This is a genomic window from Pseudoduganella lutea, assembly GCF_004209755.1.
Classification (GTDB): Bacteria; Pseudomonadota; Gammaproteobacteria; order Burkholderiales; family Burkholderiaceae_D; genus Rugamonas; species Rugamonas lutea.
This window is the reverse complement of record NZ_CP035913.1, coordinates 3,306,532-3,319,193: the sequence shown is the minus strand read 5'-3', so window position 1 is coordinate 3,319,193 and position 12,662 is coordinate 3,306,532. Positions and strand designations below refer to the sequence as shown.

At 65.3% G+C, this 12,662-nt stretch carries 10 protein-coding genes; 5 read left to right on the top strand and 5 right to left on the bottom strand.

The annotated features are described in order from the left end of the window. Positions 1-106: 106 nt before the first annotated feature. Positions 107-1,186, bottom strand: coding sequence for a uroporphyrinogen decarboxylase (gene hemE / locus EWM63_RS14055; protein ID WP_130187097.1), 1,080 nt, complete (start codon positions 1,184-1,186; stop codon positions 107-109). 70 nt (positions 1,187-1,256) lie between these two features. On the opposite strand from hemE, the gene EWM63_RS14050 reads away from it, so the two are divergent. From EWM63_RS14050 to EWM63_RS14030, 5 genes are all read left to right on the top strand, one after another. Next, positions 1,257-3,206 carry a S9 family peptidase gene (locus tag EWM63_RS14050; protein WP_130187096.1) on the top strand — a complete coding sequence of 650 codons (1,950 nt, stop codon included), beginning with the start codon at positions 1,257-1,259 and terminating at the stop codon, positions 3,204-3,206. Continuing rightward, positions 3,203-7,369, top strand: a complete 4,167-nt coding sequence (locus EWM63_RS14045; RefSeq protein WP_229487888.1) for a DEAD/DEAH box helicase — start codon at positions 3,203-3,205, stop codon at positions 7,367-7,369. The genes EWM63_RS14050 and EWM63_RS14045 overlap by 4 nt, the downstream gene beginning before the upstream one ends. Before the next feature lie 98 nt (positions 7,370-7,467). After that, positions 7,468-7,827: a hypothetical protein gene (locus EWM63_RS14040; RefSeq protein ID WP_130187095.1), complete on the top strand. Its 360-nt coding sequence runs from the start codon at positions 7,468-7,470 to the stop codon at positions 7,825-7,827. A gap of 199 nt (positions 7,828-8,026) precedes the next feature. Further along, positions 8,027-8,515, top strand: a complete 489-nt coding sequence (locus EWM63_RS14035; protein ID WP_130187094.1) for a hypothetical protein — start codon at positions 8,027-8,029, stop codon at positions 8,513-8,515. A gap of 98 nt (positions 8,516-8,613) precedes the next feature. Then, the gene (locus EWM63_RS14030; RefSeq protein WP_130187093.1) at positions 8,614-10,491 is read left to right on the top strand and encodes a DUF885 domain-containing protein; all 1,878 of its coding nucleotides are present in this window, start codon (positions 8,614-8,616) and stop codon (positions 10,489-10,491) included. A 119-nt stretch (positions 10,492-10,610) separates the two neighbouring features. On the opposite strand, the gene tatC is transcribed toward EWM63_RS14030, so the two are convergent. The 4 genes from tatC to EWM63_RS14010 form a co-directional block, all read right to left on the bottom strand. After that, entirely contained in the window at positions 10,611-11,366 is a 756-nt protein-coding gene (tatC, locus tag EWM63_RS14025) for a twin-arginine translocase subunit TatC (RefSeq protein ID WP_130187092.1), read from the bottom strand. Continuing rightward, the gene (gene tatB, locus EWM63_RS14020) at positions 11,366-11,878 is read right to left on the bottom strand and encodes a Sec-independent protein translocase protein TatB (protein WP_130187091.1); all 513 of its coding nucleotides are present in this window, start codon (positions 11,876-11,878) and stop codon (positions 11,366-11,368) included. Before tatB ends, tatC begins: the two co-directional genes overlap by 1 nt. 27 nt (positions 11,879-11,905) lie before the next feature. After that, positions 11,906-12,139 carry a Sec-independent protein translocase subunit TatA gene (gene tatA / locus EWM63_RS14015; protein ID WP_130187090.1) on the bottom strand — a complete coding sequence of 78 codons (234 nt, stop codon included), beginning with the start codon at positions 12,137-12,139 and terminating at the stop codon, positions 11,906-11,908. A gap of 144 nt (positions 12,140-12,283) precedes the next feature. After that, entirely contained in the window at positions 12,284-12,655 is a 372-nt protein-coding gene (locus tag EWM63_RS14010; RefSeq protein WP_130187089.1) for a histidine triad nucleotide-binding protein, read from the bottom strand. Positions 12,656-12,662 lie beyond the last annotated feature (7 nt).

The window sequence follows — 12,662 nt, the reverse complement described above, 5'->3', positions numbered from 1 at the left end:
TAAGTCGGGTTTGCCTGTGCAGGCCATGGCGGGTCAGGCGCCTGATAGCCCTTTGCCGCGGCGGAAGTGAACCGTTTCCACACCATGGCCGCAGGATTTGCGGGCGTCAGCCGCCGATACGCAGCTTGCGGCTGTGCGAATGCACCGTATCGACCATCACGGCCACCGATTCGGGCGGCGTGAACTGGGAAATTCCGTGGCCCAGGTTGAAGACATGGCCGGTCGTATGGGGGCCATAGGCATCGAGCACGCGGCGCACTTCGGCCTGGATCTGCTCGGCGCCGGCAAACAGGATGGCCGGGTCGAGATTGCCTTGCAGCGCGACCTTGTCGCCCACCGCGGCACGTACCTTGCCGATATCGGCCGTCCAGTCCAGCCCGATCGCATCGGCACCGATGGCGGCGATTTCTTCCGCCCAGTGCGCGCCGCCTTTCGTGAAGACGATCGCCGGGATCCGCGCGCCGTCATGCTCGCGCTTGAGCTGCGCGACCACCCGCTGCATGTAGTGCAGCGAAAACTGTTGATAGGCCCCGTCGGCCAGCGCGCCGCCCCACGAATCGAAGATCATCACCGCCTGGGCGCCGGCGTCGATCTGCGCATTCAGGTATTCGGCCACCGCGCGCGCGTTCACATCGAGGATGTGGTGCATCAGGTCTGGCCGGCTGTAGAGCATTTTCTTGATCGTGTGGAACTCGCGCGAGCCCTGCCCTTCCACCATGTAGCACGCCAGCGTCCAGGGACTGCCGGAAAAGCCGATCAGCGGCACGCGGCCGTTCAGCGTGGTGCGGATCTGTGTCACGGCCTTGAAGACGTAGTCGAGCGAGCCGGGCTCGGGCAGGCGCAATGCCTGCACGTCGGCTTCGGTGCGCAAGGGGCGTTCGAATTTCGGTCCTTCGCCCTCGACGAAATACAGGCCCAGGCCCATGGCGTCGGGCACCGTCAGGATGTCGGAAAACAGGATTGCCGCATCCAGCGGGTAGCGGTCGATCGGCTGCAGCGTGACTTCCGTGGCGAGATCGGGATTCGTGGCAAGGCCCATGAACGAGCCGGCTTTTGCCCGCGTGGCCTTGTATTCCGGCAAGTAACGGCCCGCCTGGCGCATCAGCCACACGGGGGTGTAATCGGTCGGCTGGCGCAGGAGCGCACGCAGGAAGGTGTCGTTCTGGAGCGGGGCGAATTGTGGCATGGCTGGCAATGAAATGCGGGACGAAAGCGGGTATTATCGCATCCCCCCGTTCTTTTCACTCGCCCCCGAAATGACCGCTCAAACCTCCTTGCAAACCGCTTCCCACGGTACCTGGCCTTCGCCGGTCAGCGCCTCGATGGTGGCCGCCGGCGCCACCCCGCTTTCATCGCTGGCGATCGCCGGCACGGATATCCTGTGGCTGGCCGGCCGGGCCAGCGAAGCAGGCCGCACCACCTTGCAGCGGCTGCGAACCGAACGGGTGGACGAACTGACGCCCCTGCCGCTGAACGTGCGCACGCGCGTGCATGAATACGGTGGTGGCGCCTACGCCGTGGAGGGCGATACGGTGTTCTTTTCCCATGCGGGCGACAACCGGCTGTACCGGAAGGATGGCGACGCGCCGCCCGTGGCGTTCACGGCCGAGGGCAGGCAGCGTTTTGCCGATTTCATCGTCGACCGCGCCCGCAACCGGCTGGTCGCCGTGCGCGAGCGGCATCCGGACGATCCCGCCTCCCACGCCCAGCCGGAAAACACCCTGTGCGCGATCGGCTTCGATGGCAGCGAAACCGTGCTCGCGCAGGGCCACGACTTTTACTCGTCGCCACGGCTGTCGCCGGATGGCCGGCAACTGGCCTGGCTGACGTGGGACCACCCGCGCATGCCATGGCAGGGCACCGAACTGTGGCTGGCCGCCATCGGCGACGACGGCAGCCTCGCCGCGCCCGCCCTGGTGGCGGGCGGGCCGGAAGAATCGATCTGCCAGCCCGAATGGTCGCCGGACGGCCGGCTGTATTTCGTTTCCGACCGCAGCGGCTGGTGGAACCTGTACCGCCACGGCGACGTGAGCCAGGCGATCTGCCCGCTGGAAGCGGAATTCGCCGGCCCCCACTGGACCTTCGGCAATTCGATGTACGGCTTCCTGTCCGCCAACGAAATCGCCTGCACGTATATCGACAAGGGCGTCAGCAAGCTGGCCCGGCTGGTGATCGGCAGCGCCAGGCTCGAGGCGATCCCGAATCCCTATGACGAGATCCGCGAGCTGCGCACGGGCGACGGCTTCATTGCGCTGCTGGGCGGCAGCCCCACGATCCCGGCGGAAATCGCCCGCATCGACCTGGCCAACGGCGAACTGCAGGTACTGGTCCGCTCGATCACGACACTGCCGGACGATGGCTATCTGTCCACCCCCGAAAGCATCAGCTACCCCAGTGCCAACGGCCGCACCGCGCATGCGTTCTTCTACCCGCCGTGCAACCGTGACGTGACCGCGCCGGCCGATGAAAAGCCGCCGGTGATCGTGATCGGCCATGGCGGCCCGACCGGCATGGCCGCCAGCACGCTGAAGCTGGCCACGCAGTTCTGGACCAGCCGCGGTTTCGGCGTGCTGGACGTGAACTACGGCGGCAGCACCGGCTTCGGCCGCGCCTACCGCGACGCGCTGAAAGGGCAATGGGGCGTGGTCGACGTGGAGGATTGCGTGGCCGGCGCGCGCTGGCTCGTCGAGCAGGGCCGTGCCGACGGCGAGCGCCTGATCATCCGCGGCAGCAGCGCCGGCGGTTACACCACGCTGTGCGCGCTGGCGTTCCATGACGTGTTCAAGCTGGGCGCCAGCTACTACGGCGTGTCCGACCTGCAGGGCCTGGACGACGATTCGCACAAGTTCGAATCGCACTACAACGAATACCTGATCGCGCCGCAGCCGCAGGCGCGACAGGTGTACCTGGAACGCTCGCCCAGCCACCACGTGGACAAGCTGGCCTGCCCGATGATCTTCTTCCAGGGCCTGGACGACAAGGTGGTGCCGCCGCAGCAGTCGGAAACGATGGTGACGGCACTGCGCCAGCGTGGCGTGCCGGTCGCCTACGTGGAACTCGAAGGTGAAGGCCATGGCTTCAGGAAGGGCGAATCGATCGTGCGCACGCTGGAAGCGGAGCTGTATTTCTACCAGCGCATGTTCGGCCTGCACGATGCTGCCGCTCCCGCACCGGTAGCCATCCATAATCTGGACGACGCCGCGTGAACGACCGGGCATTGCAGGACCAGTCATTGCAGGATCAGTTCGACGCGCTGCATCCGAACGAAAAGACCGTGCTGGCGCTCCTCGCCCTGGTGGGCGAGCCGATGGGCAAGTCGGCGGTGCACGACCACGTGGTCAATCTCGGGCTGCGCGACGACGAGGGCCGCGCCTACGACAGCGTGCGCAGCAACGAGCTGCTGGCCCGCCTGGAGCGCCTGGCATTCACGAGCCTTGTCGTTGGCCGCGGGTTCGTCTGCAATGCGAAACTGCGCTGGCCGGCGATCCGCGCCGCGATCGGCGCGCACATGCTGGACGATATCTACACGGCTTACGACACGCTCACGCCAATGCGCCGCAGCTGGGATGGCACGCCGGAACCGCGCAGCTACCGGCACGGCGTGGCGCGGTTGCGCATGGCACTGCTGCGCGGCCAGCCGCCGCAGGACGTGGCGCCGCTGCTGGCCGCCTGCCTGCGCTCGTATGAAGCGGCGCAACTGCACCCGATCGTCGACATCTTCGCGCGGCCGTTCGAGGCCGGCATGCTGCTGCTCGTGCACCCGTCGATGCAGGACGACATCCTGATGATGCTGCTCCAGCATGCGCAGCGCGAACCGGCGCTGGCACCGCACGTGCGCGGCGCCGCGGAGCGGCACTTCGAACGGCGCCGGCAGGACGTATCGGACGGATTACGGCTGGTGATGGGCGAGGATGCGATCCTGTGCGGCAACCTGCTCCAGGCCGTCGCCTACCTGGAAGTGGTAAAGAGCCCGTGGGCGCTGTTCTACGCCAGCACGCTGATGCTGCTGCGCGGCCATGTCACCGATGCGGTATCCGGCTTCGAAGGGGCATTGAAATCGATCCGCCGCGAGACCGGCAAGCGCAAGCAGGTATTCGCCGGTTTCGGCGGCTACCTGTACGTGCTGGCGCTGTTGCGCGCCGGCGATGCGAAAGCACTGAAGACGGCCGAGAGCTATCTCGATGTCGCCGTGCATGCGCAGCAGAACCCGGACAGCGGCACCTACACCATGCTGTCGATGCTGCGCCAGGTGCGCGCCGGCACCCTGCAGGCGGAAGTGGTGGCAGCCCGTGCCTGGGATACGCCGTTGCAGGCGCAGCTGTTCCAGGCACTCGTGTACTGGTGGCTCGGCCTGCCGCAGCTGGAACAGCGCCGCGCCGAGTTGCAGGACCTGGCGCAGGACGCCGGTGCCGCCGGCTACATCCTGCTCGCCGCGCAGGCGGAAAGCCTGCTCGGGCACCTTGGCGACGAAAGGGCCGAAGCGCGCGCCAACGACATGCTGGGAACGCTCGGCCTGCCGGACATGGCAACGTGGTTCGAACGGCAGGAAGGCTGGCAGCGCCAGCTCGATGCGCTGATCAACCTGCACCAGCAGGCACCGGCCGCGGCGGGCGAGACGCGCCTGGTGTGGATGATCACCTGGAGCGACCGGTCGGGCATCAACGAACTCGAACCGCGCGAACAGAAGCGCAGCGCCAAGGGCCAGTGGAGCAATGGCCGCCCCATCGCATTGAAGCGGCTCTCCGAGGATGCGGCGGAACTGGATTTCCTGACGCCGCAGGATATTCGCCTGAGCACGCACATCGCGCCGTCGCGGCAGGCTTATTCGTCCGGCCTGCGCTACGACATCGATCCGACCGACGCCCTGCCGGCGCTCGTCGGCCACCCGCTGGTGTTCTGGATGGATGCGCCGGACACGCGCGTGGAAATCACGGGCGGCGAGCCCGAACTGCTGGTACAGGAACGCAAGGGCAAGCTGCACCTGTCGCTGCACCCGAATCTTTCGACCGCCGACCGGACGGTCGCGCTGCGCGAGGCGCCGAACCGCATCCGCGTGGTGGCCGTCAACGACGAGCACCGGCGCATCGCCGCCATCGTCGGCGATGGCCTCACGGTGCCGCTGCATGCGAAGGAACAGGTACTGAAAGCGATCGGCACGGTGGCCACCAGCGTCACCGTGCAGTCGGACATCGGCGGCGGTACGGCCGCCGCCGGCGCCGTCGATCCCGATATCCGCCTGCACGTGCACCTGCTGCCCTACCAGCAAGGCTTGCGGATGCAAGTGCAGGTGCGCCCCTTGCCCGACGCGGGCCCCTACTATGCGCCCGGCGCGGGGGCCGAAACCGTCATCACGGATGTCGGCGGCAAGCCGGTGCAGGTGCGCCGCAACCTGGCCGGCGAGCGTGACGCGGAGCGCCAGCTGGTATTGAAATGCACGGCGCTCGAAGGAGCCGAGCAGGAACATGGCGAATGGCTGCTCGGCCAGCCCGCGCTGTGCCTGCAGCTGCTGGCCGAATTGCAGGAGCTGGGACCGGAACGCGTGGTGGTCGGCTGGCCGGACGGCGAAAAGTTCCGGATCACGCCGCCCATCCACACGAAGCAGCTGAAACTGTCGATCAAGAGCAAGAAGGACTGGTTCGCCGTCAGCGGCCAGTTGCAGGTGGACGAGGACCGCGTGATGGACCTGCGCTCGCTGCTCGACCTGATCCGCGCCGGCAAGAGCCGCTTCATCGAATTGAAGGACAAGCAGTTCCTGGCGCTGTCCGAAGAACTGTACCGGCGCCTGTCGGAACTCGATGCCTATGGCGAGGATGACGATGCCGGCGCAAGGGTCCACCAGCTGGCGGCCTTCGTGCTGGAGGAGCTGGCCGGCGAAGTGGGCGGCCTCGAAGCGGACCGGCTGTGGCGCGAGCATATCGCCCGCATCGCCGCGCAGGCCGAGTACCAGCCGCAGCTTCCCTCCACCCTGCAGGCCGAGCTGCGCGACTACCAGCGCGAAGGCTTTGAATGGCTGGCGCGGCTCGCGCACTGGGGCGTGGGCGCCTGCCTGGCGGACGACATGGGCCTGGGCAAGACCGTGCAGGCGCTGGCCCTGCTGCTGCTGCGCGCCCCGCAAGGCCCGGCGCTCGTCGTTGCGCCCACTTCCGTGTGCCTGAACTGGGCCAGCGAAGCGGCCCGTTTCGCGCCCACGCTGAACGTGAAGCTGTTCGGCGCCGGCGATCGCGCCGAAATGATCGACAGCGCCGGGCCGTTCGACCTGGTCATCGCCAGCTATGGGCTGCTGCAGCTGGAATCGGAACGTTTTACCAAACAGCGCTGGCATACCATCGTGCTCGACGAGGCGCAGGCCATCAAGAACGCGGCCACCAAACGCTCGCAGGCCGTGATGGCGCTGTCGGGCGACTTCCGCATGGCGTGCACGGGCACGCCATTGGAAAACCACTTGGGCGAATTGTGGAACCTGTTCCGCTTCATCAATCCGGGCCTGCTCGGATCGCTCGACCAGTTCAACCTGCGCTTTGCCGGCCCGATCGAGCGCCAGCAGGACCGCAAGGCCGAAGTGGGTGCGCGCAACCGGCTGCGCCGCCTGATCGGGCCCTTCATCCTGCGCCGCACGAAGGCACAGGTGCTGGCCGAGCTGCCGGCGCGCACGGAAATCGTGCTGGAGGTGGACCTGTCGAAGGAAGAGACGGCGCTGTACGAATCGCTGCGCCGGGAAGCGCTGGACAAGCTGGCATCCATCGATGCGCCGGCCGACAAGAAGTCGATCCAGATCCTGGCCGAGATCATGAAGCTGCGGCGCGCCTGCTGCAACCCGAACCTGGTGGCACCGGAACTGAAACTCGACAGCAGCAAGCTTGCCGCCTTCGCCGATCTGCTGGCGAGCCTGCTGGAAAACCGGCACAAGGTGCTGGTGTTCAGCCAGTTCGTCGACCACCTGGGCCTGATCCGCAAACACCTCGACCGCCAAGGCATTGCCTACCAGTACCTGGATGGGGCCACGCCACCGGCTGCCCGCAAGGCACGGGTCGATGCCTTCCAGGCCGGCGAGGGCGACGTGTTCCTGATCAGCCTGAAGGCCGGTGGCGTGGGCATCAACCTGACGGCCGCCGACTACGTGATCCACATGGACCCGTGGTGGAACCCGGCCGTGGAAGACCAGGCATCGGACCGTGCGCACCGGATGGGCCAGCAGCGCCCCGTGACGATCTACCGCCTCGTGGCGCGCCACACGATCGAGGAAGGCATCGTCGAGCTGCACGGGCACAAGCGCGAACTGGCCGATAGCCTGCTCGACGGCAGCGAGATGGCGGCGCGGATGAATGCCGCGGACATGCTGGCCATGCTGGAGGAAGGCCTCAGGCGCTGAAAGCCCCGGCAGGATTTTTCCTGAGGCTAACGGGACGCTGCCGCCGGCACGCCTTCGCTATGATGGTTGCATTCATCCATACCCATCAGGAGTACATCATGGCCGACACCCTCCTCCGCGTATTCGACAGCGTGGAAGTGGCGCAGCAGGCGCGCGAGGCGCTGATCGCGTCCGGCATCGCCGCATCCGCCATTTCCATGAACGTCCACGAAGATGAAGCAGGCCCCGTCGAGGGCAACTTCGTGGTCGACCTGACCGAGAAACCCACCCCATCGTTCGACAACCCGAACCGCCAGTCCGCCAACGGCGAAGTGCGCACCCCGGTCCAGCGCAGCAATTGCCTGCTGCAGGTCGAAGTGGACAACGATCGCGACGGCACGCGCGCCGCCGGCATCCTCGACCGTTTCGCGGGCCGCGACCATGCCGAGCGGATGGACAGCCGCCAGGGGCCGGTCTAAGCCTGATGCCATTCAGATAAGCCCACCCCAAAGGCAAAAGCCGGGGTCAGACCCGGCGGGTCTGACCCCAGACGTTCGCTTTTTGGTTATGGATGCGATTTCACTTGCCGGCCAAGCGCTGACTTGACGACATCAGGTTTGGGCCCAACCCGGGCCGCTCCCCTTTCCCGGAACGGCCATTCCATGCAATCATCCGGGCATGGAACGACTCAAGGAAAGTGACCTCACCGCCGCCACGCACGGCATCCCCCTGTGCCGCAAGGCCTGGACCGCCTATATCGGCTGCCTGCTGGTGGCCGTGGTGATGACATTCGTGCTGCGGCTTGCCTTCAACCACTCGCAACTGGCCGCCGCCGGCGTGCTGGCCGCCTCCACGCTGCTGATCGGCTACCGCGTGCTGCTGATCCGCAGCGTGCAACTGTATTACGACGATGCCGGCGTCTGGCTGTATTCGGGCGTGCTGCCCTGGCAACGCGGCATCCGCGGCATCAAGTGGCGCGATCTCGACCAGGCGTCCTACGCGCAGTCGTTCGGCAGCTGGCTGCTGCGGTCGTGGTCGATCCGCGTGGCGCACCGGTTCACGCCGGCCAGCGAGATCAGGCTGACCCACATGGCGCGCGGGCGCGAAGCGGTGGCGCTCATCAACGAACGTCACCAGCAGGCATTGCGGGACGACCGGCTGGCTTGAGGAGGCGGCTTTGTAGCGTCGTGTAACATGCCGGGTTCCGGCGAGTTGATTAATGATAATCTCGCCCCTGTTCGACCCCGGTAAGAGAAAGTTACACGATGATCAAGACAAAACTCGCGCTGGCCGCCATGATGCTGGCGCTGGCCTTTACGCCTGCCGAGGCGGCAAGAAAGCCGTCGAAGGCAAAATCCAGCAAGACCGTCCCCGCCAAGAAATCCTCCAAATCGAAGTCCACTGCCAAGAAGGCCGGCGCAGCAGCCGCCGTCGCCACCGGTGCGGCCGCAGCTTCAGCCGCTTCGGCATCGTCCGAAAGCCGCGCCGACCGCACGTTCAATTCGCAATCGAACCAGTTCCTCAATGCGCTGTGGCGCATGGATCCGGAAACCGCGATCACGGTTGGCAAGTACGATACGGCCGCCACGCTCACGGTGCCCGACCTGGCCACGCGCCAGCTGCAGATCGCCTTCATCGACAGCTGGCTGGCCCGCTTCGGCAAGATCGACGCGCGCCAGCTGTCGGCACGCCAGCGTACCGATATGGCGCTGCTCGTCAACAAGCTCAAGTCGGATCGCTGGTACCTGACGACATTCCGTGAATTCGAATGGAACCCGGCGCTGTACAACATCGCCGGCCCGATCGACTACATCCTGCACACCGAGTACGCGGCCAAGTCGCAGCGGCTGCGCACGCTGCTGCGGCGCATCGCCAACGTGCCGGCCTACTATGAAGCGGCGCGCAACAACATCACGACGCCCACGCGCGAACACACGCAGCTCGCGATCGCGCAGGCGCCCGGCGTGATCGCGCTGCTGGACGAGCTGGACAAGGAAGCGCAGGCGTCGTCGCTGGCCGCCAACGAGAAGGGCCTGTTCGGGCAGCGCATCGCCGCCGCGAAAACGGCCGTGCAGGCCTATGCGGCCTGGCTTGGCGAGACGGACAAGATGCTGGCCGTGCAGGGTGCGCGCTCGTTCCGCATCGGCCGCGAGCTGTACGAACAGAAGTTCGCGTTCGACATCCAGTCCGCCAGCACGGGCGAGCAGACTTACCAGAAGGCGCTGACGGCGCGCGACGAGCTGCTGGCGAACATGGACCGCATCAGCGACGAACTGTGGCCGAAGTACCTGGCCGACGTGCGCAAACCGGCCGACCGCTATGCCAAGATCGGCATGATGATCGACAAGCTCTCGGCCAACCACGTGGCGCCCGAGCGCTTCGTCGACGAGATCAAGGCGCAGATCCCGAAGCTGCAGGAGTGGGTGACGAAGAACGACCTGCTCACGCTCGACGCGGACAAGCCCCTGGTCGTGCGTGAAACCCCGGCCTACCAGCGCGGCGTGGCCGGCGCCAGCATCGAGGCGCCCGGCCCCTACCGCCCGCAGGACCGTACCTACTACAACGTGACACCGCTGACCGGCGCCACCCCGGAACAGGCAGAAAGCAGCCTGCGCGAATACAACCACTGGATCCTGCAGATCCTGAACATGCACGAGGCCATCCCCGGCCACTATGCGCAGCTGGTCTATGCGAACAAGTCGCCTTCCCTGGTGAAGTCGATCTTCGGCAATGGCGCCATGGTCGAAGGCTGGGCCGTGTTCAGCGAGCGCATGATGCTCGAATCGGGCTATGACAACTCGCCCGAAATGTGGCTGATGTATTCGAAGTGGAACCTGCGCAGCGTGACGAACACGATCCTCGACTACAGCGTGCACGTGCTCGACATGAAGCAGGAGCAGGCGCTCGACCTGCTGACCCGGCAGGCGTTCCAGACGCAGCAGGAAGCGGCCGAGAAATGGCGCCGCGTCACGCTCACCTCCGTGCAGCTGACATCCTACTTCAGCGGCTACAGCGAAATCATGGAATTGCGCGAACAGCGCCGCACTGCGCTGGGCAGCAAGTTCACGCAAAAGGCGTTCAACGAGGAGTTCCTCGGCTACGGCAGCGCGCCGGTGAAGGTGATCCGCGAACTGATGCAGTAAACAAAGATTTCCCGAAAAATGGGGTACGTCCCCATTTTTCTGGCAACATTGCGCAGCCCAAACGAATAAAAAAGGAGCCGAGGCTCCTTTTTTTTGCTGACTGTATTTACGTCTGGCGCTTAAGTCTGATTCTCCGGCGCCTGCGTCATCTTGACGAACATCGGCGAGACCAGCAGCCCCAGCTCGAACAGCATCCACATCGGGATGGCCAGGGCGAACTGGCTGACCACGTCCGGCGGCGTGACGATGGCGGCGATGACGAAGGCGCCCACGATCACATAGGGCCGCCACTCCCGCAGCTTGGCCAGCGTGACGAGGTTCATCCGCACCAGGATCACCACCACGATCGGCACTTCGAACGCGGCGCCGAATGCCAGGCACATCGACATCACGAAATCGAGGTAATTCTCGATGTCGGGGGTGACGGCGATCGACGATGGCGCGAACGTGGCGATGAAGTGGAAGACCCGCCCGAACACGAAGAAGTAGCAGAACGCCACCCCGGCCACGAACAGCAGCGAGGAGGAAATCACCAGCGGCGCCACCAGGCGCTTTTCGTGCGTGTACAGGCCCGGTGCGACGAACGCCCACGCCTGGTACAGCACCCACGGCAACGCCAGGATGATGCCCAGCATCAGCGTGACCTTCATCGGCACGAGAAACGGCGCGGTCACGCCGGTGGCGATGATCTTCGCGCCGACAGGCAGCGCATCGATCATCGGCTGGGCCAGGAAGTCGTACAGCATGGTGGGCCCTGGCCACGCCATCAGCAGGGCCGTGACGATCAGGACGCCGATGGAAGCTTTCAGCAGCCGGTCACGCAGTTCTACGAGATGGCTGATGAAGGTTTCTTCGGCCGGTTGTTCAGTGCTCATCAATAAAAGGAGGCGGGAGGTTGACCGTTGCGCGGACGGAAGCGCGCCACGCGCGCCGCGCCGGACACCACGTGCATGCGGCCGCCGGTGCGCTGCTTGTACCACTGCGGCACGGCGGAGGTGCGCACGAGGCGCTTGCGGCGGAATTCCTTGGCCTTGCGCGACTGGTCTTCCAGCGTGGCCGAATGGAAGTCGGGCGCGGGGCTGGCATAGGTGTCGGCGGTGTCTTCTATCTTGAAGACATCCTCCACCTCGGCCATGTTCTTCTGGATCGAATTCTCGACATCGGCCTTGATGTTCTGCGCCTGTTCCTGCACGTTCTTTTGCAGGTTGCGCAGTTCTTCCAGCTCGATTTCGCGACTGACTTCGCTCTTCACGTCGTGCAGGTAGCGCTGGGCGCGGCCATACAGCGTGCCGGCCATGCGCGCCACCTTCGGCAGTTTTTCGGGACCGATGACGATCAGCGCAACGACGCCGATGATGGCCAGTTTGGAAAGACCGAGATCGATCATGTATCAGCTTGCGGTATCAGCATGCGCTCAATGCTTGGTCTTTTCCTTGGCGTCGACCTCGATCGTGCCCTTGTCGGTCACGTGCGCGGGCGGCGGCGCAGGCTGTTCGGCCGCATCTTTCTCGTCGGTCTTCACGCCATCCTTGAAACCCTTGACGGCCTTGCCCAGGTCGGAGCCGATATTGCCCAGCTTCTTGGTGCCGAAAACCAGCATGACGACGACCAGGACGATCACCCAATGCCAGATGCTCATGGAACCCATACTATTCTCCTTGCAGGGCGGTAATGCCCGAATTCGGTAAGAACAAACAGTTTACACGACTCTTGTGATGTCATGTGCCTGTCACAGTAACGGCCGGAAATAACTCTTCCGCCTGCTTAATCGGGGTATCCGGTGCCGCCCGGATCAGTGCATGCCGCGCCACGGCCGCGGGCCGCCGTACAGGTGCATGTGCAGGTGATAAATCACCTGCCCGCCGTCCGGGCCGCTGTTGATCAGCGTCTTGTAGCCACGCGTGGGGCTGCCATCCTCGCCGTAAACCACCGACACGCCATGTTCCTCGGCCAGCTTCGGTGCCAGGGCCAGTATCTTGCCCAGCAAGAGTGTGTCTTCCGGCTGCGCTTCGGTCAGCGTGGAAATATGCTTTTTCGGGATCACCAGCAGGTGCACCGGCGCGGCCGGGTTGATGTCCTTGAATGCCAGCAGCTCGTCGTCTTCGTAGACGACGCTTGCAGGCACTTGTTTGGCGGCGATCTTGCAGAACAGGCAGTTATCCACGGGTCAG

Excerpts from the sequence above, each read along its gene's own strand:
- hemE (WP_130187097.1), bottom strand. The coding sequence starts at position 1,186 with ATGCCACAATTCGCCCCGCTCCAGAACGACACCTTCCTGCGTGCGCTC.
- EWM63_RS14050 (WP_130187096.1), top strand. The coding sequence starts at position 1,257 with ATGACCGCTCAAACCTCCTTGCAAACCGCTTCCCACGGTACCTGGCCT.
- EWM63_RS14040 (WP_130187095.1), top strand. The coding sequence starts at position 7,468 with ATGGCCGACACCCTCCTCCGCGTATTCGACAGCGTGGAAGTGGCGCAG.
- EWM63_RS14035 (WP_130187094.1), top strand. The coding sequence starts at position 8,027 with ATGGAACGACTCAAGGAAAGTGACCTCACCGCCGCCACGCACGGCATC.
- EWM63_RS14030 (WP_130187093.1), top strand. The coding sequence starts at position 8,614 with ATGATCAAGACAAAACTCGCGCTGGCCGCCATGATGCTGGCGCTGGCC.
- tatC (WP_130187092.1), bottom strand. The coding sequence starts at position 11,366 with ATGAGCACTGAACAACCGGCCGAAGAAACCTTCATCAGCCATCTCGTA.
- tatB (WP_130187091.1), bottom strand. The coding sequence starts at position 11,878 with ATGATCGATCTCGGTCTTTCCAAACTGGCCATCATCGGCGTCGTTGCG.
- tatA (WP_130187090.1), bottom strand. The coding sequence starts at position 12,139 with ATGGGTTCCATGAGCATCTGGCATTGGGTGATCGTCCTGGTCGTCGTC.